Origin of the sequence: Bradyrhizobium sp. C-145, from assembly GCF_023375135.1 — a bacterium.
Classification (GTDB): Bacteria; Pseudomonadota; Alphaproteobacteria; order Rhizobiales; family Xanthobacteraceae; genus Bradyrhizobium; species Bradyrhizobium zhanjiangense.
Genome location: NZ_CP088150.1, coordinates 4,930,550 through 4,953,367, shown reverse-complemented (window position 1 = coordinate 4,953,367; position 22,818 = coordinate 4,930,550). Strand labels below are relative to the sequence as shown.

The 22,818-nt window shown below is 65.4% G+C and carries 21 protein-coding genes; 8 read left to right on the top strand and 13 right to left on the bottom strand.

Translation table 11 applies throughout. From position 1 onward, the window contains the following. Positions 1 to 523: 523 nt before the first annotated feature. The 6 genes from rpmG to topA all read right to left on the bottom strand — a co-directional run bounded on the left by rpmG (position 524) and on the right by topA (position 8,749). Positions 524 to 691 carry a 50S ribosomal protein L33 gene (gene rpmG / locus LRP30_RS23145; RefSeq protein WP_007603295.1) on the bottom strand — a complete coding sequence of 56 codons (168 nt, stop codon included), beginning with the start codon at positions 689 to 691 and terminating at the stop codon, positions 524 to 526. A 124-nt stretch (positions 692 to 815) separates the two neighbouring features. Next, positions 816 to 2,141, bottom strand: coding sequence for an LLM class flavin-dependent oxidoreductase (locus LRP30_RS23140; protein ID WP_249756420.1), 1,326 nt, complete (start codon positions 2,139 to 2,141; stop codon positions 816 to 818). 280 nt (positions 2,142 to 2,421) lie between these two features. Beyond that, positions 2,422 to 3,174, bottom strand: coding sequence for an NUDIX domain-containing protein (locus LRP30_RS23135; RefSeq protein WP_249756419.1), 753 nt, complete (start codon positions 3,172 to 3,174; stop codon positions 2,422 to 2,424). 31 nt (positions 3,175 to 3,205) lie between these two features. Next, complete coding sequence (locus LRP30_RS23130; protein ID WP_128947097.1) at positions 3,206 to 3,646, bottom strand: DUF983 domain-containing protein; 441 nt, start codon at positions 3,644 to 3,646, stop codon at positions 3,206 to 3,208. Next, entirely contained in the window at positions 3,640 to 5,988 is a 2,349-nt protein-coding gene (gene rnr, locus LRP30_RS23125) for a ribonuclease R (RefSeq protein WP_249756418.1), read from the bottom strand. Before rnr ends, LRP30_RS23130 begins: the two co-directional genes overlap by 7 nt. A 7-nt stretch (positions 5,989 to 5,995) precedes the next feature. Then, complete coding sequence (topA, locus tag LRP30_RS23120) at positions 5,996 to 8,749, bottom strand: type I DNA topoisomerase (protein WP_249756417.1); 2,754 nt, start codon at positions 8,747 to 8,749, stop codon at positions 5,996 to 5,998. A 322-nt stretch (positions 8,750 to 9,071) separates the two neighbouring features. Here topA and LRP30_RS23115 point away from each other — a divergent pair, with 322 nt between their 5' ends. Continuing rightward, entirely contained in the window at positions 9,072 to 9,215 is a 144-nt protein-coding gene (locus tag LRP30_RS23115; protein ID WP_244551336.1) for a hypothetical protein, read from the top strand. Positions 9,216 to 9,495: 280 nt separating this feature from the next. Here LRP30_RS23115 and LRP30_RS23110 read toward each other — a convergent pair whose 3' ends face one another. Then, entirely contained in the window at positions 9,496 to 9,966 is a 471-nt protein-coding gene (locus LRP30_RS23110) for a helix-turn-helix domain-containing protein (protein WP_249756416.1), read from the bottom strand. A gap of 123 nt (positions 9,967 to 10,089) precedes the next feature. Between LRP30_RS23110 and LRP30_RS23105 the strand changes: the two genes are divergently transcribed. Further along, a complete protein-coding gene (locus tag LRP30_RS23105) occupies positions 10,090 to 10,863 on the top strand; it encodes an SDR family oxidoreductase (RefSeq protein WP_249756415.1) in 774 nt (257 codons plus the stop codon). Positions 10,864 to 11,029: 166 nt separating this feature from the next. Next, entirely contained in the window at positions 11,030 to 11,200 is a 171-nt protein-coding gene (locus tag LRP30_RS23100) for a hypothetical protein (RefSeq protein WP_249756414.1), read from the top strand. Positions 11,201 to 11,266: 66 nt separating this feature from the next. Here the strand turns inward: LRP30_RS23100 and LRP30_RS23095 are convergent, their stop codons facing one another. Continuing rightward, positions 11,267 to 11,875, bottom strand: coding sequence for an NAD(P)H-dependent oxidoreductase (locus LRP30_RS23095; RefSeq protein ID WP_249756413.1), 609 nt, complete (start codon positions 11,873 to 11,875; stop codon positions 11,267 to 11,269). 83 nt (positions 11,876 to 11,958) lie between these two features. Between LRP30_RS23095 and LRP30_RS23090 the strand changes: the two genes are divergently transcribed. Further along, positions 11,959 to 12,405, top strand: coding sequence for a helix-turn-helix domain-containing protein (locus LRP30_RS23090; protein ID WP_249756412.1), 447 nt, complete (start codon positions 11,959 to 11,961; stop codon positions 12,403 to 12,405). Between the two features lie 168 nt (positions 12,406 to 12,573). On the opposite strand, the gene dprA is transcribed toward LRP30_RS23090, so the two are convergent. After that, on the bottom strand, positions 12,574 to 13,716 hold the full coding sequence (dprA, locus tag LRP30_RS23085; RefSeq protein WP_249756411.1) for a DNA-processing protein DprA: 1,143 nt from the start codon (positions 13,714 to 13,716) through the stop codon (positions 12,574 to 12,576). Positions 13,717 to 13,807: 91 nt separating this feature from the next. Between dprA and LRP30_RS23080 the strand changes: the two genes are divergently transcribed. Beyond that, entirely contained in the window at positions 13,808 to 15,052 is a 1,245-nt protein-coding gene (locus LRP30_RS23080; RefSeq protein ID WP_249756410.1) for an amidase, read from the top strand. Here the strand turns inward: LRP30_RS23080 and LRP30_RS23075 are convergent. From LRP30_RS23075 to LRP30_RS23060, 4 genes are all read right to left on the bottom strand, one after another. Further along, entirely contained in the window at positions 15,044 to 16,249 is a 1,206-nt protein-coding gene (locus tag LRP30_RS23075) for a patatin-like phospholipase family protein (protein WP_249756409.1), read from the bottom strand. The genes LRP30_RS23080 and LRP30_RS23075 overlap by 9 nt on opposite strands. Before the next feature lie 209 nt (positions 16,250 to 16,458). Then, positions 16,459 to 17,055, bottom strand: coding sequence for a glycerol-3-phosphate 1-O-acyltransferase PlsY (gene plsY / locus LRP30_RS23070; protein ID WP_128933319.1), 597 nt, complete (start codon positions 17,053 to 17,055; stop codon positions 16,459 to 16,461). 32 nt (positions 17,056 to 17,087) lie between these two features. Continuing rightward, positions 17,088 to 18,389: a dihydroorotase gene (locus LRP30_RS23065; protein ID WP_164934960.1), complete on the bottom strand. Its 1,302-nt coding sequence runs from the start codon at positions 18,387 to 18,389 to the stop codon at positions 17,088 to 17,090. Between the two features lie 5 nt (positions 18,390 to 18,394). Further along, entirely contained in the window at positions 18,395 to 19,342 is a 948-nt protein-coding gene (locus LRP30_RS23060; protein ID WP_091895998.1) for an aspartate carbamoyltransferase catalytic subunit, read from the bottom strand. A gap of 250 nt (positions 19,343 to 19,592) precedes the next feature. Here LRP30_RS23060 and LRP30_RS23055 point away from each other — a divergent pair, with 250 nt between their 5' ends. Genes LRP30_RS23055 through LRP30_RS23045 form a run of 3 tightly spaced genes read left to right on the top strand, consistent with a single transcriptional unit; the run spans position 19,593 to position 22,766 of the window. Continuing rightward, positions 19,593 to 20,312, top strand: coding sequence for a M15 family metallopeptidase (locus LRP30_RS23055; RefSeq protein WP_249761814.1), 720 nt, complete (start codon positions 19,593 to 19,595; stop codon positions 20,310 to 20,312). Positions 20,313 to 20,334: 22 nt separating this feature from the next. Next, positions 20,335 to 21,978 carry an acyl-CoA dehydrogenase family protein gene (locus LRP30_RS23050; protein WP_249756408.1) on the top strand — a complete coding sequence of 548 codons (1,644 nt, stop codon included), beginning with the start codon at positions 20,335 to 20,337 and terminating at the stop codon, positions 21,976 to 21,978. 23 nt (positions 21,979 to 22,001) lie between these two features. After that, complete coding sequence (locus LRP30_RS23045; protein WP_249756407.1) at positions 22,002 to 22,766, top strand: type II CAAX endopeptidase family protein; 765 nt, start codon at positions 22,002 to 22,004, stop codon at positions 22,764 to 22,766. Positions 22,767 to 22,818: the final 52 nt, after the last annotated feature.

Genomic DNA, 22,818 nt, shown 5'->3' with positions numbered 1-22,818 from the left:
GGTGGCAGCCGAGAAGGCAGCCGATGCGCGAAGGACTTGCCGGCGGTTCACGCTTGCGTCTCCCCGTTCAAAACAGGTGGGGAAACGGCCTATGTTCTCCGGAGTTCCATGCGGGTAAGGGGATGTGACACTGCTGACTCCAGAAAAAAATGTGCGGACGGACTCAGGAGAGGGTCTGCAGCAATGGCAGAACGGCCCTGGATTGCTTCGTCGCACCAGCGACAAAATTGCTTTGCAATTTTGTCGCGGGCTCCTCGCAATGACGGCGTGGAGAAATGGTAGCGCATCAATTTCTGTCTCGTGCCCCGGACGCAGCGCAGCGCCTCAGCGGTGCGCTCCTGAGCCGGGGCCCATGTATCAGCATCGCGCTGTGTTGCTTTCTGGGGCTCGGCTCTGCGCAGCAGCGCGACCGGACGATGCTCCGCATCGCCTAGGCTGTATCGCGTTCGGGACACGACAGGGGTCGCAAAATAAAAACGGGGCCCGAAAGGGCCCCGCAAAACTCTTCAACGCTCAGCCGATCTTACTTGATCTTGGCTTCGCGGAATTCGACGTGCTTGCGCGCGACCGGATCGTACTTCTTCTTGACCAGCTTGTCGGTCATGGTGCGCGAATTCTTCTTGGCGACGTAGTAGAAGCCGGTGTCGGCCGAGGACACGAGCTTGACCTTGATGGTGACCGCTTTGGCCATGTTCAGAACCTCAGGAATAAAGGGAATCTGGAGCCGGCCAAACGGCCCGCGTTGGCCGGCAACCTAGCCAGAAACCGTCTGATGTCAAGGTTTTAGGGCCGGAAATCTACCCGAAACGGCCCCATTATGCCTCAAAGAACCGGTTTTTCGGCCGCGGCAGGCCCAGATTCTCCCTCAAAGTGGGCCCTTCATACTCTTTGCGGAAAATCCCGCGGCGCTGCAGCTCCGGCACGACCTTGTCGACGAAATCGTCGAGGCCGGCGGGCAGGAACGGGAACATGATGTTGAAGCCGTCCGAGCCGCGCCCGACCAGCCATTCCTCCATCTGGTCGGCGATGGTCTTGGCGGTGCCGACGAAGGACAGCCCGCCATAGCCGCCGACGCGCTGGGCGAGCTGGCGGACGGTGAGCTTCTCGCGCGCGGCGAGATCGACCATGCGCTGGCGGCCGCTCTTGCTGGCGTTGGTCTCGGGGATGTCCGGGAGAGGGCCGTCCGGATCGAAGCCCGAGGCATCAGTGCCGAGAATGACGGACAGCGAGGCGATGGCGCTGTCGTAATGCACGCGGCTGTCGAGCAGCGCGCGCTTCTCCTTGGCTTCATCGACGCTGTCGCCGACCACGACGAAGGCGCCGGGCAGGATCTTGAGGTGCTCAGGATCGCGGCCGACCTTCTCCATGCGACCTTTGATGTCGGCATAGAGCTTTTGGCCGTCGGCGAGGCTGCCGCCGCCGGTGAACACGGCTTCCGCGGTCTCGGCGGCGAGCTGCTTGCCGTCTTCGGACGCGCCGGCCTGCACGATCACCGGCCAGCCCTGCACCGGGCGGGCGATGTTGAGCGGACCGCGCACTTTGAGATATTTGCCGTTGTGGTCGAGCGTGTGCATCTTCGCGGGATCGAAGAACAGGCCGCTCTCGACGTCGCGCACGAACGCATCGTCCGCGAAGGAATCCCAGAGGCCGGTGACGACGTCGTAGAATTCGCGGGCGCGCCTGTAGCGCTCGGCGTGCTCCATGTGATCGTCGAGGCCGAAATTCAGCGCCGCGTCCGGATTCGAGGTGGTGACGATATTCCAGCCGGCGCGGCCGCCGCTGATGTGATCGAGCGAGGCGAAGCGGCGCGCGACGTGATAGGGCTCGTCGAACGTGGTCGAGCCCGTCGCGATCAGGCCGATGCGCTCGGTGACGGCCGAGAGCGCCGACAGCAGCGTGAACGGCTCGAATGACGTCACGGTGTGGCTGCGCTTGAGTGCATTGATCGGCATGTTCAAGACGGCGAGGTGATCGGCCATGAAGAAGGCATCGAACTTGCCGGCCTCGAGCTTTTGGATCAGCTGCTTGATGTGACCGAAATTGAAGTTGGCGTCGGGCCAGGCGCCGGGATAGCGCCAGGCGCCGGTGTGGATGCTGATCGGGCGCATGAACGCGCCAAGCTTGAGTTGCCGTTGTGCCATCGCCCGGTGTCCGTTTTGGGTGTCGTTGGGGAAAGACATAGGCACGCGGCGGAACTCCGCCATTGGCGGCGGCGGGAAGATTATTTTGTTTTTGCAGATCTCTCAGCACGTCATTCCGGGGCGCGCCTTTTGGCGCGAACTATGATGCGCAATCGCGCATCTGAGAATCCATCGAGCCGCAGACACGGTGGATGAATGGATTCCGGGATCGCGCTGCGCGCGCCCCGGAATGACCAGTGGAGAGAGTCGCGCCCCGGAATGACGGAGAGGGGAGCGCCGATCAGCTCAAAACATCCTTTTGCATCTTGCCGCCGTAGAAATGGAAGAACGGCACCGGCGCATCGTGGCGGAGCGGGCCGGCGGCAAGGCGGGTGTCGAGCTCGTTGAGCACGTTGCGCGTCATCGGATGCAGATCCGCGAGCGGTTTTGAGCCGAGCTCGACCCAGACCAGCTCGACCAGCTCGGCATCGGCATGGATCACGCCGTCGACGCGGTGGGTGATCGCGGAGGCATCCGCCGTGAAGAAGCGCGTATCGAAGCGCTTGACGCGGCCGGGCGGGGTGATGGCGCGGGCGATCAGGAACAGGCCGGATGGGTCGGGCAGGAGGCCGGCATCCGCGAATGGCTTCCAGGGGCCTTCGAGCTTGGGCACCTTGCCCTCCGCTTGGCGGCCGAGGCACAGACCAGTCTCCTCGCAGGCTTCGCGGATCGCAGCAATGGCGAGCGACTTCGCGCGCGAGGCCGGGGTCTTCGGGCTGCCCTTGGCGAGATTGGCTTCGAGCTCCGTGGTGATAGGGGCAGCGCAGGGCACGCGATAATCGGCCTTGTCGACGCGGCCGCCGGGGAAGACGAACTTTCCGGGCATGAACACCACCTTGTCGTGGCGCTTGCCGACCAGCACTTTCGGAATGGGCCCGCTGCGATCGACCAGGATCAGCGTCGCCGCATCCCTCGGGCGAAAATAGGGATGGTGGTCGGCTTCCTTCTCATCGTGAACCTTGGCCTTCTCCACTGCTTGCGCAATATCCGTCATATCCTCACCCAAACCGTTTTTTGCTTCTTACTTACACAGGCGGAATACCATCGGGAGGGTTCTCGTCAAACCCGTGCATGCGCAGAGCCCATTGCAAGCCGACCACAGCTCCCTTCACGGGCTGCAATAGCGCGAGTGAGGCGACGAAGGTGAAGGGCAGATAGGCCACGAAACTGAGCCAGATCGGCGTAGTGTAGTTGGTCTCGATCCAGAGGATGGTCGGCACCACGATGTGACCGACAATGACGATGACGAGATAGGCGGGCAGATCGTCGGCGCGATGCGGGGTGAAGTCGAGGCCGCATTTGGCGCAATTGTCCGCCGTCTTCAGGAAGGCGCGGAACAGCTTGCCCTCGCCGCAGCGCGGGCAGCGGCCGCGAAAGCCGCGCTTCATCGCAGCCCACACGTCGCGCTTCTCGACGAGGCCGCTCTCGCGCGTCCAGATCTTTGGGGCCGTGCTCATCGTCACCATGCCTTGCCCTTCTGTCCCTTGCCTTTGCCCTTTCCCCTGACCTTCCTGCCCTTGGCAGATTTTTGCTTTTCCGGCTTGCGTTTTCTCTCCGGACTGCGGCCGGGATGCGGCTTGGACGATTTGCGCTGCGAGCGGAACGGCCGGCGCTCGCGGGGGCCGGTCTCGCGTTCTGACGACAGCAGTTCGAAGCGTAGCGCGCCTGCGATAGGAGCTGCTTCTATCAGCCGGACGTCGACGACGTCACCCAGCTGATGCATGGTGCCGCTGCGCGTGCCGACCAGGGCGTGGCGGCTCTCGTCATAGTTGAAATATTCCGTGCCGAGGGATCGGATCGGGATCAATCCGTCGGCGCCGGTCTCGCTCAGCTTGACGAACAGGCCGGCGCGCGTGACGCCGGAGACGCGGCCCTGGAAGCTGGCGCCGATGCGGTCGGCGAGATGATGCGCGATCAGGCGATCGACGGTCTCGCGCTCTGCCTTCATCGCGCGCCGTTCGGTCAGCGAGATATGCGCGGCGACTTCGCCGAGACTTTCCGGCGTCTCGCTGTCGGGCAGGGCGCCTTCGCCGAGGCCGAGCGCGCGGACCAGTGCGCGGTGCACGATGAGGTCGGCATAGCGGCGGATCGGCGAGGTGAAATGCGCATAGCGACGCAGGTTCAGGCCGAAATGGCCGTAATTCTCGGAAGAGTATTCCGCCTGCGCCTGGGCGCGCAGCACGACCTCGCTCACCAGCGGGTAATAGTCGTGACCTTCGAGCTGGGCCAGCACGCGGTTGAACAGGGTGGGGCGCAACGCGCCTGATTTCGCGAAGGGAACGTCCAGCGTCTCCAGAAACTCGCTGAGCGCGTGGACCTTCTCCAGCGTCGGCTCGTCATGCACGCGGTAGATCAGCGGCAGCGATTTCTTCTCCAGCATCTCGGCCGCGGCGACGTTGGCGAGGATCATGAACTCCTCGATCAGCTTGTGCGCATCGAGACGTTCCGGCACGACGACGCTGTCGACCGTGCCGTCGCTCTTCAAAAGGATCTTGCGCTCGGGCAGATCGAGATTGAGCGGATCGCGCTCGTCGCGGGCGCGCTTGACGCAAGCATAGGCGGCATAGAGCGGCCTCAGGATCGGATCGAGCAGCGGGCCGGTGGTGTCATCGGGTCGACCGTCGATCGCAGCCTGTGCCTGCGCATAATGCAGCTTCGCCGCCGAGCGCATCAGGATGCGGTGGAAGGTGTGCGAGCGCTTGCGTCCGTCGGGTCCGATCACCATGCGTACCGCGAGCGCGCCGCGCGGCTCGCCCGGCACCAGCGAGCAGAGATTGTTGGAGATGCGCTCGGGCAGCATCGGCACGACGCGGTCAGGGAAATAGACCGAGTTGCCGCGATCGAGCGCGTCGCGGTCGAGCGCGGTGCCCGGCCGCACATAGAAGCTTACGTCGGCGATGGCGACGTTGACGATGAAGCCGCCCTTGTTGTTGGGATCATCGTCGGCCTGCGCATGCACCGCGTCGTCGTGATCCTTCGCATCCGGCGGATCGATGGTGACGAGCGGCACGTCGCGCCAATCCTCGCGCCCTTTCAGGTTCGCCGGCTCGGCCGCCTCCGCCTCGCGCTCGGCCGCAGGCGAGAATTGCAAGGGGATGTCGTGGGCGTAGATCGCGATCAGGCTGATCGCCTTCTCCGACTTGACCGAGCCGAGCTTCTCCTTGACGCGGCCGGAGGCGAGGCCAAAGCCGCGCGAGCGGACGATGTCGACGCTGATGAGGTCGCCGTCCTGTGCGCCTTGTGTGTCGGCCTTCGCGATGTTCAATTCGCGGTCGGCGAACTTCTTGTCGACGGGGACGAGCCGTCCGCCGCCTTCGGGCAGTGCTCGGAATACACCGAGGATGCGGCTCTTGGCCTTGTCGATGAGCTTGATGATGCGGCCGCGATAGGCGGGGCCTTCGTCCTCGTCGGTGCGTTCGATGCGCAGCAGCGCGCGGTCGCCGACACCGGCGGCGGTGCCAGACTTGGGCCGGCGCGGCATCTCGATCAGGATTTTGGGCGGCTCGCCGCTTTCGACCTCGTCCCATTCGGCGGGGGAGGCGATCAATTCGCCGTCGCTGTCGCGCCCGGTGATGTCGGCGAGCAGCGTCGGCGGAAGCGTGTCCGGCTCGGAGACCTTGTGGCGCTTCTTCTTGATGATGCCGTCGTCGGCGAGCTCGCGCAGCATGCGCCTGAGCTCGGCGCGATCGGCATTCTTCAGGCCGAACTCGCGCGCAATTTCGCGGGTCCCGACCTTTCCGTGGTTTGCCTTGATGAAGGCGACGATGGCTGTCCGGTCGGGAAAGCCACGGTCATTCTTGCGTTTCACTTAACCTCTAATTCTTGCCGGCACTCTTCTTGGCCGGAGCCTTGGTGGCGGCTGCCTTGGTCGGCGACGGCTTTGTGGCAGAAGTCTTTGCCGTCGACGGCACGGCGGCGCGCGCCTTGCTGGTGGATTCGGTTTTCGATTTGGCCGCGGCTTTCTTCGCGGCCGGTTTCTTCGGCTTTGGCGCGGCGTCCTCGCCGTCCGTAGCCTTCTTGGCCTTGGCGGGCTTGGCCGCCTTCTTCGCCTTGGTCTTGCCGCCACCCTTGGCCGCGCGCTCGTCGATCAGCGCGATCGCCTGCGGCAGCGTGATGGCGTCCTTTTCGAACTCGGCCGGGATCGTGGCGTTGACACCGCCTGCGGTGACGTAGGGGCCATAGCGGCCGCTCTTCACGGTGACGGTGCCGAGCGTCGGATGATCGCCGATTGCCTTGCCGGGATCGGCGCCGAAGCGGCGGCTCGGGCCCTTCGCGACCTTTTCCGCGATCAGCGTCACCGCGCGGTTGAGGCCGATGTCGAACACCTCGTCGCCGGCCTCGAGGCTGGCGTAAGTCTTCTCGTGCTTCACGAACGGCCCGAAGCGGCCGAGGCCGGCGGTGATCGGCTGACCGGTTTCCGGGTGCTTGCCGATCTCGCGCGGCAGCGACAGCAGTTTCAGCGCAAGCTCGAGGTCGACATCGCTGGGCGAGGTGCCCTTCGGAATGCCCGCGCGCTTCGGCTTCTCGCCTTCCGCATAATCCTTCTGCTCGCCGAGCTGGATGTAGGGGCCGAAGCGGCCGGCCTTGACCCAGACATCGAAGCCGGTGTCGGGATCCTGGCCGAGCGAGCGGTCGGCGTTGGCTTCGCCATCGGCGGCGAGCTGGCGGGTGTAGCGGCACTCCGGATAGTTCGAGCAGCCGACGAAGGCGCCGAACTTGCCGGCCTTGAGGTTCAACCGGCCGGTGCCGCAATTCGGGCACTGCCTGACGTCGCCGCCATCGGCGCGAGGCGGATAGATGTGCGGGCCCAGCATCTCGTCGAGCACGTCCAGGACCTGCGCGACGCGCAGATCCTTGATGTCGTCGACGGCGCCGATGAAGTCGCGCCAGAAGTCCTTCAGCACCTCCTGCCAGGAGATCTCGTTGTTGGAGATGCGGTCGAGCTGCTCTTCGAGGCCCGCGGTGAAATCGTATTCGACGTAGCGGCTGAAGAAGCTCTCGAGGAACGCGATCACGACGCGGCCCTTGTCCTCGCCATGCAGGCGCTTCTTCTCCAGCTTGACGTAGCCGCGGTCCTTCAGGACCTGGAGGATCGAGGCATAGGTCGAGGGCCGGCCGATGCCGAGCTCTTCCATGCGCTTGACGAGGGATGCCTCAGAGAAGCGCGGCGGCGGCTCGGTGAAATGCTGGGTGACGGCGAGTGACTGCCGCTTCAGGGCTTCACCTGCGCTCATGCCGGGCAGGCGGCGGGAATCCTCGTCCTCTTCGTCGTCGCGGCCTTCCTGGTAGAGCGCGAGGAAACCGTCGAACTTGATGACCTGGCCGGTGGCGCGCAGCTCCAGCGTACGGCCGCCGGCTTTCGCGGTGATGTCGACTGTGGTGCGTTCCAGCTCGGCCGCTTCCATCTGGCTCGCGATGGTGCGCTTCCAGATCAGCTCATAGAGCCGGGCCTGATCGGCATCGAGCTTGCGGCTCATGCTGTCGGGGCGGCGCGAGAGGTCGGTCGGACGGATCGCCTCGTGCGCTTCCTGGGCGTTCTTGGCCTTGGCCTGGTACTGGCGGGGAGCGTCCGGCACATAGGCGTTGCCGTAATCCTCGCCGATCACCTTGCGTGCCTGGGTGATCGCCTCGGGGGCGATCTGGACGCCGTCGGTACGCATATAAGTAATGAGTCCGGTGGTCTCGCCGCCGATGTCGATGCCTTCATAGAGGCGCTGGGCGATGCGCATCGTATGGGCCGGCGCGAAGCCGTATTTGCGGCTGGCTTCCTGTTGCAGCGTCGAGGTGGTGAAGGGCGCCTGCGGATTGCGTCGCGCAGGCTTGGCATCGACCGCGGTCACGGCATAGGCGGCCGCTTCCAGCGCCTTCTTGAAGTCTTCGGCCTCCGCGCCGGTGCCGATGTCGAGGCGCTGGATCTTCTTGCCGTCGGCGCCGACCAGGCGGGCCTCGAAGGCATCGCCGCGCGGGGTCAGCAGGGTCGCGACCAGCGACCAATATTCGCGCGGGACGAACTTCTCGATCTCGAGCTCGCGGTCGCAGACGAGGCGCAGTGCCACCGACTGCACGCGGCCGGCCGAGCGCGCGCCGGGCAGCTTGCGCCACAGCACGGGGGAGAGGGTGAAGCCGACCAGATAGTCGAGCGCACGGCGCGCCATATAGGCGTCGACCAGCGCGCCGTCGATCTGGCGCGGATGCTTCATGGCTTCCGAGATTGCCTGCTTGGTGATGGCGTTGAACACCACGCGCTCGATCTTCTGGTCCTTCAGCGCGCGCTTCTCTTTAAGCACCTCCAGCACGTGCCAGGAGATGGCTTCGCCCTCGCGATCAGGGTCGGTGGCGAGAATCAGGCGGTCAGCGCCTTTCAGCGACCTCGCGATATCGTTCAGCCGTCCGGCGGCCTTGGGGTCGACCTCCCAGATCATCTTGAAATTGGCGTCGGGATCGACGGAGCCATTCTTGGCGGGGAGGTCGCGGACATGGCCGAACGACGCCAGAACCTCGTAGGACGAGCCCAGATATTTGTTGATCGTCTTGGCTTTCGCCGGCGACTCCACAATGACGATATTCATGTAGTTCCAGTAACTTATGGGAAAATCTTGGGCCGAAAACGAAAGGACTCGGGTCGGCCGTTTCGACCCGAACATGGGTGGTGAGGCCGGTCCTGTCAAATCGGCGGGTGTTGAAAGCCGCCGCAACGGGAAAAGTTTCATATCGAGAAAGTTGCAAAATACCACCTTGGAGTTGCGGTCGATGTCGGCATAATGTTTCTCCGGGGCATGGATTCGGGGTGGGCTGGTGACTAGGCCAGGAAAGAAACGGGCGCGCGCTTCATCGGGCGCGCCGGGAGGCGCGCGCAACGAGGAACCGGGGGAAGGCGGGGCGGATGAGGCGGTGGCCTTCATTGCCGAGCAGACCGCTGCCCTGCGCAAGCTCGCCGAGCGCCACAAGCTGCACGTGTTACATTATCTCTTGGGCATGACACAGCTCGAGGCCGACGAGCATCTGAGGCTGCGGAGCAGGCGCAAGCTGTCGTGAGGGGGCGGCCAATATCAGATCCGTCATCCTGAGGCGCGAGTGGCGCGATGCCGAGCATCGCGCCGGGAGCCTCGAAGGATGAACGGCCGAGTTGCCAGCCGGGCCGTCGCCCTTCGAGGCTCGCCGAAGAGGCGAGCGCCTCAGGGTGACGGTGATAAAAATGAGTACGCTGCATCAACGTCGTCATTGCGAGCGTAGCGAAGCAATCCAGACTGCCGCCGCGGAAAGACTCTGGATTGCTTCGCTGCGCTCGCAATGACGGTGGGGCGGCAGCGCGTTGCTATCCCGCCGACCGCCGCCGTCGCGCCGGCCGCGGCTTCAACATGGTGTCGGCCGGGCTGAGCAGGCGGCCGTCCTCGGCGCGCATTTCGAGCTTCTTCACCGGGCGGCCCTTCTCGCGATCGACCAGGATCGTCGCGATCCCCTCGGGGTGATCGTCGAACTCCTCGCTCCATTGCCGGAGGGCCACCAGGATCGGGAAGGTGCCGCGCCCCTTGGGCGTCAGCACGTATTCCTGGTAGGCGCTGCCGTCGGAGGCGGGGGCGGTTTCCAGAATGCCGTGATCGGCCAGCGCGCGCAGCCGCGCCGCCAAGATGTTCTTGGCCATCCCGAGCTTGCTCTGGAATTCGCCGAAACGGCGTAGGCCGAACAGCGCCTCGCGGATGATCAGCAGCGACCACCAGTCGCCGAGCGCCTCCAGCGATCGCGCGATCGGGCAGGCATCGCCCTCAAAGCTCGTTCGTTTCACCATGGTCTCGTCTCTATCGCTTCCGTCGGAGTGGGCGGGTCCGATCACGCGCTTGTGTGGTTGCATCATAAAACCATTTGCCCTAGATGGCAACGTAGTTTCATCATGCAACTACTGGAGGCGAGCGTGAGACTGAAGAACAAGACGGCCCTGATTACCGGCGGCAACAGCGGCATTGGCCTTGCGACCGCAAAGCTGTTCGTGGCCGAGGGCGCTAGGGTCGTGATCACCGGGCGCAACAAGGAGACGCTGGAGGCGGCTGCGAAGGAGCTCGGGCCGAATGCGCTGGCGCTCGCCGCCGACGCCACCGACATCGCCGCGACGGAAGCCGCGATCAAGAAGGGCACCGAGACGTTCGGCAAGCTCGACATCGTCTTCGCCAATGCCGGCATCGCCGGCGGCACGCCGCTCGGCTCGGCGACGCTGGACGTCTTCGAGAAGGTCATCAGCACGAACCTCACCGGCGTGTTCTTCACCGTTCAGTCGGCGCTGCCGTATCTCAACGACAATGCCTCGATCATCCTCAACGGTTCGGTGATCTCCGTGCTCGGCATTCCCGGCTACTCGGCTTACGGCGCCGCGAAGGCCGGCGTGCGCGCGATGGCGCGGACCATGGCCTCGGAACTGTCGCCGCGCGGCATTCGCGTCAACGTGGTGGCGCCCGGTGCGATCCGCACGCCGATCTGGGGACCTGCGGTCGCGACGCCCGAAGCCGAGAAGGCGTTCGAGAAGCGGATCGCGCTATCGACGCCGCTGGGGCGGATCGGCGAAACGGATCATGTTGCGAAGACGGTGCTGTTCCTCGCCTCCGATGATTCCGCCCATGTGCAGGGCCAGGAGATTTTCGTCGACGGCGGCGCGGTGGCCTCGCCGAGCGGCGCGCCGATCTATCGCGGCTGATCAAATCAAGCGCAAATTGAATCGGCCGGCGCGGTGCACGCGGTTGCGCCAGCTGGTTCCTGTGCCTTGCGGGATGTTTCCAAAATCTTGCGTAAGGCGTTGAACCTTCGCGCATACCGCCAATACATTCTTACGGGGTCAGAAGACTCATCTGAGGGAGTCTGCGATGCCGAAAGCAGCCCGTATTTTTTCCGCGATTCCATCACCGCGAAGATCCGCCGTTCCGGTGAAGCGCTCCGGTACATCCGAACTCGTCGCGGTCGCATTGTTTTCCGCAATTGGCCTGTTGGTCTCGCTCGTCGCCGTGATCCTGGGCATGCAGGGCGTCTGGATCTAGCTTCGCAGATCGTGCGACCTACGACCGGCCGCCGCAGACGATTTCGCGGCGACCGGTCACGTGATCTCAAGCGGCGCGCAGGCTGGTTGCGGCCTGGAGCGCGCCGGTGAGAGCCTTCTCGCGGTGGTCCGGCCCGACCTGGATGCCGTCGGCAGGGATGAATTCGACGCTAGTGATCCCCATGAAGCCGAACACCCAGCGCAGATAGGTTTCGAGATGCTCGCCGGCCGCGTATGGCGTCTCGGCGCCGTAATAGCCGCCGCGTGAGATCGCGACGATCACGCGCTTGCCGCCGGCGAGCCCCTGAGGTCCGGTCGCGCCGTATTTGAACGTCTTCCCCGCCACGAGAATGCGGTCGATCCAGGCCTTGAGCTGGCTTGGGATCGTGAAATTGTACATGGGCGCGCCGATGACGACGATGTCGGCGGCCAAAAACTCGTCCAGCGCGGCCGCGCTTGCGGCGAGGTCGGGTGCGAGTTCCGCCGGCGCGGGTGCGCCTTGCGCGGCCGCCAGGTGTGAGCCGGAGAGGTGGGCGAGCGGGGTCTGGGTCAGGTCACGATAGGTGATGTCGAGCGCGGGCGTCGCCTGGCGGAGCCGGTCGACGATGGCGGCGGAAACCTGCCGGCTGACGGAGTGGGGGCCGAGGACGCTGGAGTCGAGATGGAGGAGTTTCATTTGGGGTCACCCTGGTATAAGTTTGTAACCAGCGCTACATGAGTGACTATCGAAATCCTCGCAAGAACGCACTTTTTTGAGCCATGGGCACATTATTGAAACCTGAAAACACCGATTTGCCTGCTCCGGCGAGGCCAAATCCAAAACCAGATACGAGGCCCGGCCCAAGGCCGGATCCCAACCATGCGGATTGTCGTGGGGTCGCCTCCGTGCTGTCCCGTGTCGGCGACAAATGGAGCGTGTTCGTCATCATGATGCTCAGCGACGGGCCGAAGCGCTTCAATGAGCTGAAGCGCATGATCAACGGCATCTCGCAGCGGATGCTGACCTTGACGCTGCGCGGGCTGGAGCGCGACGGCCTCGTCACGCGCACGATCTTTCCGACCATCCCGCCGCGCGTGGACTATGAGCTGACCGATCTCGGCCACGGACTGTCGCAGCCTGTCGAGGCGCTCGGCAAATGGGCAAAGGACCATCTGGGCCAGATCGAGGCGGCACGGACGCAGTTCGATCAGCGCAACGACGGCTAGGGTTGCAACTCCGACGATCGATTCCGTCATTCCGGGGCCCGAGCGGAGCGAGGGAGCCCGGAACTCCATCTAGCCGCAGAGTGCGTGGACGAATGGATTCCGGTCTCGCGACTTCGTCGCGCCCCGGAATGACGGCTCTCCAGTGAACAAGACGTCAGAGACCCAGCACTAGAGCAGCGACACCAGCCCGCCGCCGTGACGCTCCAGCTTGCCGGCGAGCTCGAGCTCCAGCAGCACGGTTCGCACGATCGCGGGCGAGGCGCCGGACATCCGCACGAGATCGTCGATCGAGATTGGGGCAGGGCCGAGCAGGCCGGTGATCTGGTCGCGGTCGTGGCCTTGCGGATCGCTCTCGAACGGCTCGCTGTCTGGCTCGCTCGCCGGATGCATCAGCGGGCGCTCCATGATCGGCTGCACCGCATTGACGATGTCGGCGGCCTCGGTGACGAGCGTTGCGCCCTGCTTGATCAGATCGTTGGTGCCGGCGGCGCGCGGATCGAGCGGCGAGCCGGGCACTGCGAACACCTCGCGGCCCTGTTCGGCCGCCATGCGCGCGGTGATCAGCGAGCCCGAACGGTGCGCCGCTTCCACCACGACCACGCCGAGCGATGCACCGGAGATCAAGCGGTTGCGGCGGGGAAAATCGCGGGCACGCGGCTCATGGCCGAGCGGCATCTCGGAAATCGCGGCGCCCTCATGGTCGAGGATCGCGGCGAGCAGGTCGCCATGCTCGGGCGGATAGATGCAATCATGCCCGCCGGCGAGCACGGCGATCGTGCCGTCTTCGACGCTCGCGCGATGCGCGGCCTGGTCGACGCCGCGGGCGAGGCCGGAAATGATGACAAAACCGGCTTCGCCGAGCTCGCGCGCAAGCTGGCCGGCAAACTTCAAGCCGGCACCGGAGGCGTTGCGCGAGCCGACGATCGCGATCATCGGTCGCATCAAGGTTTTCGCGTCGCCGCGCACGGCGAGCAATGGCGGCGCATCGTCGAGCGTTGCGAGCCGTACCGGATAGCCGTCTTCGCCGGGCGCGAGCCAGGCGATGCCGAACTTGCGGCTTGCGGCGAGCTCGGCCTTCGCTTCATCGGCGCTACAAATGCGCCCCGATCGCTGCGCACCGCCGCGGCGCGCCAGATCCGGCAGCCGCTCCAGCGCGGCGCGCGCGGTGCCGAAATGGTCGACCAGCGAACGGAAGGTGCGCGGCCCGACATTGTCGGAGCGGATCAGCCGCAGGTGGTCGATCCGCTCAGCCTCGGTCAGCTCCACGCTCGGATTGATGGCGTCCACGGCGTCTCCTTGTGAGTGCAGCATGGAACAACCTGAGGGCGTTGCGCAACAGTGACGTGCGCTTGCGCGACCGCGCCCCGATGCTAAAAGCGATGCCAATAAGAAGGATTTTGCCATGATCTCACTCGCCGACCTCCAGCGCCGCATTGAAGCCGGCGAGTTGTTGCCCGATGCCGCGATCGCTCAATCGCATGCGGTGATCGAGGCCAAGGAGAAGGACGTCCGCGCCTTCGTCCGCCACGACAAGGCCGCGAAGGCGCAAGGCGCCGGTCCGCTGCGCGGCATCGCCGTCGGGATCAAGGACATCATCGACACCGCCAATATGCCGACCGAGATGGGCTCGGAGATCTATCGCGGCTGGCAGCCGCGCTCGGATGCGCCGGTCGTGATGATGCTGAAGCGGGCGGGCGCCACCATCATCGGTAAGACCACGACCACGGCGTTCGCCTCGCGCGATCCCACGCCGACGCGCAATCCGCACAATACGGGCCATTCGCCGGGCGGCTCATCCTCCGGCTCGGCGGCGGCGGTCGGCGCCGGCATGATCCCGCTGGCGCTGGGCACCCAGACCGGCGGCTCGGTGATCCGCCCCGCCGCCTATTGCGGGACCGCCGCGATCAAGCCGTCGTTCCGCATGCTGCCGACGGTCGGCGTCAAATGCTATTCGTGGGCGCTCGACACGGTCGGCCTGTTCGGCGCGCGCGCGGAAGATCTCGCGCGCGGACTGCTGGCTATGACGGGGCGCAGCGAATTCTCCGGCATCACCGCAGCGAAGTCGCCGCGGATCGGCGTCGTCAGGCAGGAGTTTGCCGGCGCTGTCGAGCCGGCGGCTGAAGAGGGGCTGCAGGCCGCGATCAAGGCGGCGACGCGCGCCGGCGCCAGCGTGCAGACCATCGATCTGCCCGAAGCGGTGCAGGAGGCCTGGCGCATCCATCCGATCGTCCAGGATTTCGAGGCGCATCGCGCGCTGGCCTGGGAATTTTCCGAACGCCACGACGAGATCGCGCCGATGCTGCGCGCGAGCCTCGATGCGACGGCCGGCCTGACGCCGAAGGAATATGACGAAGCGCGGCGGATCAGCCGGCGCGGCCGCCGCGAGCTCGGCGAGCTGTTCGAGGGCGTCGACGTGCTCCTGACCTATTCCGCGCCGGGCACGGCGCCGGCCAAGGAGCTCGCGACCACGGGCGATCCCCGTTACAACAGGCTCTGGACGCTGATGGGCAATCCTTGCGTCAACGTACCGGTGCTGAAGGTCGGCGGCCTGCCGATCGGTGTGCAGGTGATCGCACGCTTCGGCAACGATCCGCTCGCACTCGCAGCGGCCTGGTTCCTGGAGGAGGCGCTGGCGAAATCAGGCTAGTGCGGGTTCGTCGGCAACAATGCGCTGGCCGGATGCTGCCAGCGCGGCGCTGCTATCCGCACCTTGCTTCAGCCAGCGCTCCGCGGCCTCGCGGCCGCTGCGGTGCAGGAGGCGAATGAAGCCGCGGCCGAGATCGGTGGACGAGCGCTGCGCCAGCCCATCAACAAAGTCTTCTGCCGCGATCCTGGAGAGCCGCAGCGATGGCGCGGCATGAGCCTGCACCCATTCGATCGCGGCGATCTCGGCGTTGAGCGCGGCGTTGGCCGCGATCTGGTCGAGCCGGCGGTCGATCGCGGCGAGCGTGATCGGCACGTAGCTGTCGCGCGCCGGCGTGACCTGGACCAGCAGGACATCGGACGTGGTCGTTTCCTGCGCCAGCCGCAGCAGCGGCGGGTTGCCGCCAAAGCCGCCGTCCCAATAGGCCTCGCCGTCGATCTCGACGGCGCAGTGAACGAGGGGCGGGCAGGTCGAGGCCAGCGCGACGTCGGCGGTGACAGCGTCATTGCGGAAGATCTGTTGCTGGCCGTCGTGGATCCGCGTCGCTGCGATCAAGAGCGTCGGACAGTTCGGATGACGCAGGGCGGCGAAATCGATGTCGCGCGACAGCGCCTGCCGCAGCGGATCGAGATCGAACGGATCGAAGTGGCCGGAGCGCAGCGTCGGCCCGAACGCGACCGAGCTTCCCGCCGGCGAGAAGCCGCCGACCAGCATCAGCGCGCGGAACGAGGCTTCGTGCATCAGGCGGAGCCAGAACCGGTTCAGCCGTGACCGGGCGCCTTCGCGCCCGCCTTCGGCAAAGCCGGAGGCGAGCAGGAGTGCGTTGATGGCGCCGGCGCTGGCGCCACTGATGGTGTCGATCGCGATGGAGGGCTCTTCCAGCAGCCGCTCGAGCACGCCCCAAGTGAAGGCGGCGAAGGTGCCGCCGCCCTGAAGCGCCAGCGACAGTTTTCGCGGCGGCCATTGATCGGAATGCGTCCGCGCGGGCGCGACCGGTGCAGCCGGCTCGACTGTCGCAGGTGCTTGCACAACGAGATCAGGCTGCGGTGCTTGCGGTAAAGCGGGAGCAGGTTCTGGTGCGGGAGGCGGCGAGGCCGCATCGGACCAGATGTTGGTCATTGACAGCAGTCGGCTCGCTGCGGTGCCCGGAGCACCCTGCGAACCAACCCCGTCATGCGCGCCGACAATCTTCTCGCTCATTCTGAGCTACCGCGTAACGCTATCCACGCTGTCGGGATGACAGCCCCAGAACCCCGCTGGCCAATACAACAGTGATTCGGCCGCAAGTTGCGAACAGGATTTGGGATTTAATGTGGAAGGACCGCTTCGGTATCCGTAGACGCCCGGCTTTGGATTCTTGTTTTGATGCGTTTTCTTGACGCGAACCGGCATCCGCTTCGCTCAACACTCTAGGCCTTCTCGCCGATCCGGCTTTCTTTGCCCGCTTGCAAGCGCTTGATGTTCTCGCGATGCGCGTAGAACAGCAACAGCGTCAGCACCGCTGTCAGAGCAGACAATGCGAGGTGCCCGAACCACCACAGGAACATCGGCGTGATGAACGCCGCCACCAGCGCGGAGAGCGAGGAGTAGCGGGTGGTGAAGGCGGTCGCCAGCCAGAGCAGGCAGAACACGACGGCGCCAGGCCAGAACAGGCCGAGCAGGATGCCGATATAGACGGCCACGCCCTTGCCGCCTTTGAACTTGAGCCAGACCGGGAAGAGATGGCCGAGGAAAGCGCCGAGCCCGGCCACCATGGCGGCATTGGGGCCTGCAATGTAGCCGGCGATCACCACGGCCACAGTGCCCTTGAGCGCGTCGAACAGCAGGGTGCCCGCGGCAAGGCTCTTGCGTCCCGTGCGCAGCACATTGGTGGCGCCGATACTGCCGGAGCCGATCGAGCGGATATCCTGCGTGCCCGCGAGCTTGGTGAGGATCAGCCCGAACGGAATCGAGCCGAGGAGATAGCCGATGACGAAGGCCACCGGCAAAAATGCTTCAAGCCCCATGGCTGAATCTCCATGTCGAACGATCGCGCGCGTCAGACATGCTCGTACACCGTCCGTCCGCCGACAATGGTGCGCACCACGCGGCCTGTAAAGCGCGCCTCGTCGAACGGGGTGTTCTTGCAGGGTGATTTGAGGTCGGCGGGATCGACCACCCACGGCGTATCGGGGTCGATCACGATGACATCCGCCGGGCTGCCGGCGCGCAGGGTTCCGCCTTGTAGCCCGAGCAGCTCCGCCGGTCGGGTCGACATCGCGCGGATCAACGTCTTCAGTTCCATCTCGCCATTGTGCACGAGGCGCAGGCCCGCGGGCAGCATGGTCTCGAGTCCGACGGCGCCGGGAGCGGCTTCCGCGAACGGCAGGCGCTTGACCTCGACGTCCTGCGGATTGTGGTCGGACATGATGACGTCGAGAAGGCCGGAGGCGAGCGCCGCCACCAGCGCGCGGCGGTCGTCCTCGGTGCGCAACGGAGGCGACAGCTTCAGGAACGAACGATAGGGCCCGATGTCGTTCTCGTTCAGCGCCAGATGATTGATCGAGACGGAGGCGCTGACGGTAAGCCCGGCGTCGCGGGCGCGCTCCAGGATCTCGAGGGAGTCGATGCAGGTCAGCGACGCCGCGTGGTAGCGGCCGCCGGTGAGCGCGACGAGCCGCAGATCGCGCTCCAGCATCACGGCCTCGGCGGCGTTCGGAATGCCCATCAGGCCGAGCCGGGTGGCGAACTCGCCCTCGTTCATCACGCCTTCGCCGACGAGGTTCGGATCCTCGGTGTGATGCACGATCAGCGCGTCGAAGTCGCGGGCGTAGGTCAGCGCGCGGCGCATCACCTGGGCGTTGGTCACGCTTCGGTCGCCGTCGCTGAAGGCGACCGCGCCGGCGGCTTTCAACAGGCCGAACTCGGTCATCTCCTCGCCGTGCATGCCCTTGGTGAGGGCCGCCATCGGCTGGATGTTGACGATCGCGGTGTCGCGCGCGCGCCGCATCACGAAGTCGACCGTCGCCGAATTGTCGATGACGGGCGAGGTGGCGGGCTGGCAGATGATGGTGGTGATGCCGCCGGTCGCGGCGGCCTGGCTCGCCGAGGCAAAGGTCTCGCGGTGGCTGAGGCCGGGCTCGCCGACGAAGGCGCGCATGTCGATCAGGCCCGGCGCCACGATCTTGCCGGTGCAATTGACGATGTCGGTGCCTTCGGGGACGCCGGCCGCACCAATGCCGCGACGAGTCTCGCGGATGGTGCCGTCGGCAATGAGGACGTCGGCGACACCATCGAAATCCCTGGAGGGATCGACGACGCGGGCGTTGGCGAGCAGGATGGGGCGGCGGTCGGTCAACATCGGCATCACGCGTTCGGCAGGTTGCGGGCGAGCGCTTCCAGCACGGCCATGCGCACGGCAACCCCCATCTCCACCTGTTCGCGGATCAGGGACTGGGCGCCATCGGCCACGATCGAGTCGATCTCCACGCCGCGGTTCATCGGGCCGGGATGCATCACGAGCGCGTCCGGCTTGGCGTAGGCGAGCTTCTTCTGGTCGAGCCCGAAATAATAGAAGTATTCGGATGACGAGGGCACGAAGGAGCCGTTCATGCGCTCGCGCTGCAGCCGCAGCATCATGACGATGTCGGCGCCTTCGAGGCCCTCGCGCATGTCACGCGCGACCTCGACGCCCATCCGCTCGATGCCGGGCGGCAAGAGCGTGGAGGGGCCGACGACGCGGACGCGGGCGCCCATGGTGTTGAGCAGGATGATGTTGGAGCGGGCGACGCGCGAATGCAGCACGTCGCCGCAGATCGCGACCACGAGGCCCTCGATCCGACCCTTGTTGCGGCGGATGGTGAGCGCGTCGAGCAGGGCCTGCGTTGGGTGCTCATGCGCGCCGTCGCCGGCATTGATCACGGAACCGTCGACCTTGCGCGCCAGCAGTTCCACCGCGCCGGAGGCGTGATGGCGCACCACCAGGATGTCAGGGTGCATCGCGTTCAGCGTCACCGCGGTGTCGATCAGGGTCTCGCCCTTGCGGATCGAGGACGAGGACACCGACATGTTCATGACGTCGGCGCCAAGCCGCTTGCCGGCGAGCTCGAACGAGGACTGGGTCCGGGTGGAGGCCTCGAAGAAGAGGTTCACCTGCGTCCGTCCCCGCAGGACGGTGCGCTTCTTGTCAACCTGGCGGTTGAGCTCGACATATTCTTCGGACAGGTCGAGGAGGCCGGTGATGTCGGCCGCGGAAAGGCCCTCGATGCCCAGCAAATGCCGGTGGCCGAGGACGAAGGTCGATTTCGATGTCATTAAAAGCAGAGCTATAGGGGGGGACGGCGGGGGGAGCAAGGGGCAAAGACGGGGAAGTGAGTTATCCCCTGATCTGTCGGCGCGGGCGGCGCGACGTCATCCTCCCTGTCATGCCCGGGCTTGTCCTGGCTTGTGCCGGGCATCCACGTTCTTCTATCGCATTTGACGCAAAACAACGTGGTCGGGACAAGCCCGGGCATGACGGTCCGGAGGCCATAGCGTGAGATCACTTCTGATTGCGATTGTCGTGATGGCTATCGTTTCGCCTACCCACGCCCAATCGCTGCCCGGCGGTTTCGTGTACCTGCGCGACATCGATCCCAGCATCATCCAGGACATCCGCTACGCCACATCGAACAATTTCGTTGGCCGTCCGCTCGCCGGCTACGGCGCCGGCGAATGCGTGGTGAAGCGGGAGGTGGGGCTGCGGCTGAAGGCAGTTCAGGAGGAACTGGCGGCGCAAAATCTCTCGCTCAAGATGTTCGACTGCTACCGGCCGGCGCGGGCCTCGCTCGACATGGTGAAGTGGTCGCAGAACGGCCACGAGACGGCCGCCGAGCGGCGCTACAATCCCAAAATTCCCAAGACCGAGCTGTTCCGCCTCGGCTACATCGCGAGCCGTTCGCAGCATTCCACCGGGGCGGCACTCGATCTCACTCTGGTCGATCTCAAGGGCGACAATTCCGCCAAATATGATCCGTCAAGGATCTATGCCGACTGCACGGCACAGGCCGAGGCGCGGGCGCCGGAGGGCAGTGTCGACATGGGTACCGGCTATGACTGTACCGACGCCAAGGGCCATACTGCGGCACCATCGATCAACCCGGCCCAGCGCGCCTGGCGCAAGCGGCTGGTGACTGCGATGGCGAGGCAAGGCTTTGTGAACTATTCGAAGGAGTGGTGGCATTTTTCCCTGCCGGGGGCGGGCGGGGCGGCCTATGATTTCCCGATCCAGCCGCGGCGGAACTAAGGCCCCGTTCGAGGAAGCGCAGATGACCCAGCCGAGCTTTGCGACCCACGAGGTCTTCAACCAGTCGCCGCCGTTCGAGAACGTCGACCTGTTCGCGGTGGATCGGCCGCTGGTCGAGGCAGTCAAGGCCAATGGCGGCGCGGCGGCGGAACGCGAGCTGTCGGAGTTCGGCAAGCACTGGGGTTCGGCCGCGATGGCTGATCGCGGGCGCGTCGCGAACGAGAACACGCCAAAACTGCGCACCTTCGATGCCAAGGGCAATCGTCGCGACCAGGTCGAGTTTCACCCCTCGTATCATGAGCTGATGGCGCACAGCGCGCATGCCGGCGTGCACAATTCGACGTGGACGGCGGACGGGAAGCCTGCGGGCGATGCCGCCGAGGTCATCCGCGCGGCAAAATTCTATATCGCCGCGCAAGTCGAGACCGGCCATCTCTGCCCGATCACCATGACGCGCGCCTCCGTGGCCGCGCTGGCGATGCAGCCGGATCTGCTCGCGCGCGTGATGCCGGTGCTGTCGACGAAAAGCTACGATCCCAGCTTCGCGCCGTGGTGGGAGAAGCGCGGCATGACGCTCGGCATGGGCATGACCGAGAAGCAGGGCGGCACCGACGTGCGCGCCAACATGACGCGCGCAGTGCGCGACGGCGATGCTTACCGCATCACCGGCCACAAATGGTTCATGTCGGCGCCGATGTGTGATGCGTTCCTGGTGCTGGCGCAAGCCGACGCTGGGCTGACCTGCTTCTTCATGCCGCGCTTTGCGCCGGATGGCTCGGTGAATGCGATCCAATTCCAGCGGCTGAAGGACAAGCTCGGCAACCGCTCCAATGCCTCCTCCGAAGTCGAATTCCTCGGCGCCTATGCGCAAGCGGTGGGCGAGGAGGGCAAGGGCATCCGCACCATCATCCAGATGGTGCAGCTGACGCGGCAGGATTGCGCGATCGCCTCCGTCGGCCTGATGCGCTCGGGCCTCGCACATGCGCTGCATCACGCCCGTCACCGCAGCGTGTTCCAGAAGCATCTCGCAGACCAGCCCTTGATGCAGGCGGTGCTGTCGGACATGGCGCTGCATGTCGAGGCGAGCACAGCCCTGGTGATGAGGCTCTGCCGCGCCTTCGACCGCATGCCGCACGATGCGGCGGAGGCCGCGTACATGCGCCTGCTGACGCCGGCGATCAAATACTGGACCTGCAAGAGCGCGCCGCCGTTTCTCTACGAGGCGATGGAGTGCCTCGGCGGCAACGGCTATGTCGAGGACGGCATTTTGGCGCGTCACTATCGCGAGTCTCCCGTCAACGCGATCTGGGAAGGCTCAGGCAACGTCATGTGCCTCGACGTGCTGCGCGCGCTCTCGCGCGAGCCGGAGGCGGCGATGGCGGTGCTGCAAGCGCTTGCCGCCGAGACGAAGGGGCTACCAGGGGCAGGAGATGCGGTGGCGTTCATCGGCAAGACCTTCCGCCGTGCCGACGGCGAACGGGTCGCGCGGCTTGCGGTCGAGAAGCTGGCGTTACTCGCTGCGGCTGCGGCGCTGAACGGCGTGTCACCGCACGATGCCGAACTGTTCGCGAGCACGCGTCTCGCTGCCAATCACCCCAGCATGTACGGTGCCGTGGAGCTCGACAGCGCCGACGTGCGCGCGTTGCTGGAGCGCGCGCTGCCGTGAGTCTCCCTAACGAAAGCCTTTTGATGGACTCCGTTAATCCCGATCATCCGCCATTGAGGGTAACGCCTGCGACGCCGCACGTCTGGATGTTCTGGGGCACGGCGCTGTGGGGCCTCCTCATCTTCGTCGCGATGTTCGTCGGGCAGATCGGCGCGATCGTTCTGCTGGTGGCGGAGCGTGGTTTGCCCATGGACCTCGCCTCGCTGCAACTCGTCGGCCGTGAGCCACAGGCGCTGGCGCTGTCGGTCACCATGGGCCTGCCGGCGACGCTGGCCGCGGTCTGGCTTGCCATTCGTATCAAGCAGGCGTCCTTCGTCGATTACCTCGCGCTGCATTGGCCGGCCTGGAGGCAACTGCTGTTCGGCGCCGTGGGGCTCGTCCTGCTGGTACTGGCCTGGGAGACGATGTCACGCGCGCTCGGGCGCGAGGCGACGCCGGGCTTCATGGCCGATCTGTTGAAATCGGGCCGCGACAAGGGCGCCGCAATGGTGCTGCTGTTCGCCTTCAGCGTCGCGGCGCCGATGTCGGAAGAAGTCCTGGCGCGGGGCTTCCTCTATCGCGGCTGGTCGGCAAGCTTCCTGCGGGTGCCTGGCGCGATCCTCCTGTCGTCGCTGGTGTGGACGGTCGTGCACCTGCAGTATGACATGTACTTCCTCGCCGAGGTCTTCACCATCGGATTGTGGTTCGGTTACATGCGCTATCGCGCCAATTCGCTCTGGCTCACGACCGTGCTGCATGCGCTCAACAATCTGACCGCAGTGGTGTTGACGATGTGGCTGGGTGTCTGACGGCAGTTGCCCCACGTTCCGTCATGCGAGCGCAAGCGAAGCAATCCAGAAT

What these genes read in the sequence shown, in the direction of transcription:
- plsY (WP_128933319.1), bottom strand. Translation starts at nt 17,055, where the DNA reads ATGGGGCTTGAAGCATTTTTGCCGGTGGCCTTCGTCATCGGCTATCTC.
- LRP30_RS23140 (WP_249756420.1), bottom strand. Translation starts at nt 2,141, where the DNA reads ATGGCACAACGGCAACTCAAGCTTGGCGCGTTCATGCGCCCGATCAGC.
- LRP30_RS23130 (WP_128947097.1), bottom strand. Translation starts at nt 3,646, where the DNA reads ATGGTGACGATGAGCACGGCCCCAAAGATCTGGACGCGCGAGAGCGGC.
- dprA (WP_249756411.1), bottom strand. Translation starts at nt 13,716, where the DNA reads ATGCTGCACTCACAAGGAGACGCCGTGGACGCCATCAATCCGAGCGTG.
- LRP30_RS23065 (WP_164934960.1), bottom strand. Translation starts at nt 18,389, where the DNA reads ATGTTGACCGACCGCCGCCCCATCCTGCTCGCCAACGCCCGCGTCGTC.
- LRP30_RS23110 (WP_249756416.1), bottom strand. Translation starts at nt 9,966, where the DNA reads ATGGTGAAACGAACGAGCTTTGAGGGCGATGCCTGCCCGATCGCGCGA.
- LRP30_RS23050 (WP_249756408.1), top strand. Translation starts at nt 20,335, where the DNA reads ATGACCCAGCCGAGCTTTGCGACCCACGAGGTCTTCAACCAGTCGCCG.
- topA (WP_249756417.1), bottom strand. Translation starts at nt 8,749, where the DNA reads ATGAATATCGTCATTGTGGAGTCGCCGGCGAAAGCCAAGACGATCAAC.
- LRP30_RS23135 (WP_249756419.1), bottom strand. Translation starts at nt 3,174, where the DNA reads ATGACGGATATTGCGCAAGCAGTGGAGAAGGCCAAGGTTCACGATGAG.
- LRP30_RS23090 (WP_249756412.1), top strand. Translation starts at nt 11,959, where the DNA reads ATGGGCACATTATTGAAACCTGAAAACACCGATTTGCCTGCTCCGGCG.
- LRP30_RS23095 (WP_249756413.1), bottom strand. Translation starts at nt 11,875, where the DNA reads ATGAAACTCCTCCATCTCGACTCCAGCGTCCTCGGCCCCCACTCCGTC.
- LRP30_RS23045 (WP_249756407.1), top strand. Translation starts at nt 22,002, where the DNA reads ATGGACTCCGTTAATCCCGATCATCCGCCATTGAGGGTAACGCCTGCG.
- LRP30_RS23075 (WP_249756409.1), bottom strand. Translation starts at nt 16,249, where the DNA reads ATGAGCGAGAAGATTGTCGGCGCGCATGACGGGGTTGGTTCGCAGGGT.
- LRP30_RS23080 (WP_249756410.1), top strand. Translation starts at nt 13,808, where the DNA reads ATGATCTCACTCGCCGACCTCCAGCGCCGCATTGAAGCCGGCGAGTTG.
- LRP30_RS23055 (WP_249761814.1), top strand. Translation starts at nt 19,593, where the DNA reads ATGGCTATCGTTTCGCCTACCCACGCCCAATCGCTGCCCGGCGGTTTC.
- LRP30_RS23060 (WP_091895998.1), bottom strand. Translation starts at nt 19,342, where the DNA reads ATGACATCGAAATCGACCTTCGTCCTCGGCCACCGGCATTTGCTGGGC.
- rpmG (WP_007603295.1), bottom strand. Translation starts at nt 691, where the DNA reads ATGGCCAAAGCGGTCACCATCAAGGTCAAGCTCGTGTCCTCGGCCGAC.
- LRP30_RS23100 (WP_249756414.1), top strand. Translation starts at nt 11,030, where the DNA reads ATGCCGAAAGCAGCCCGTATTTTTTCCGCGATTCCATCACCGCGAAGA.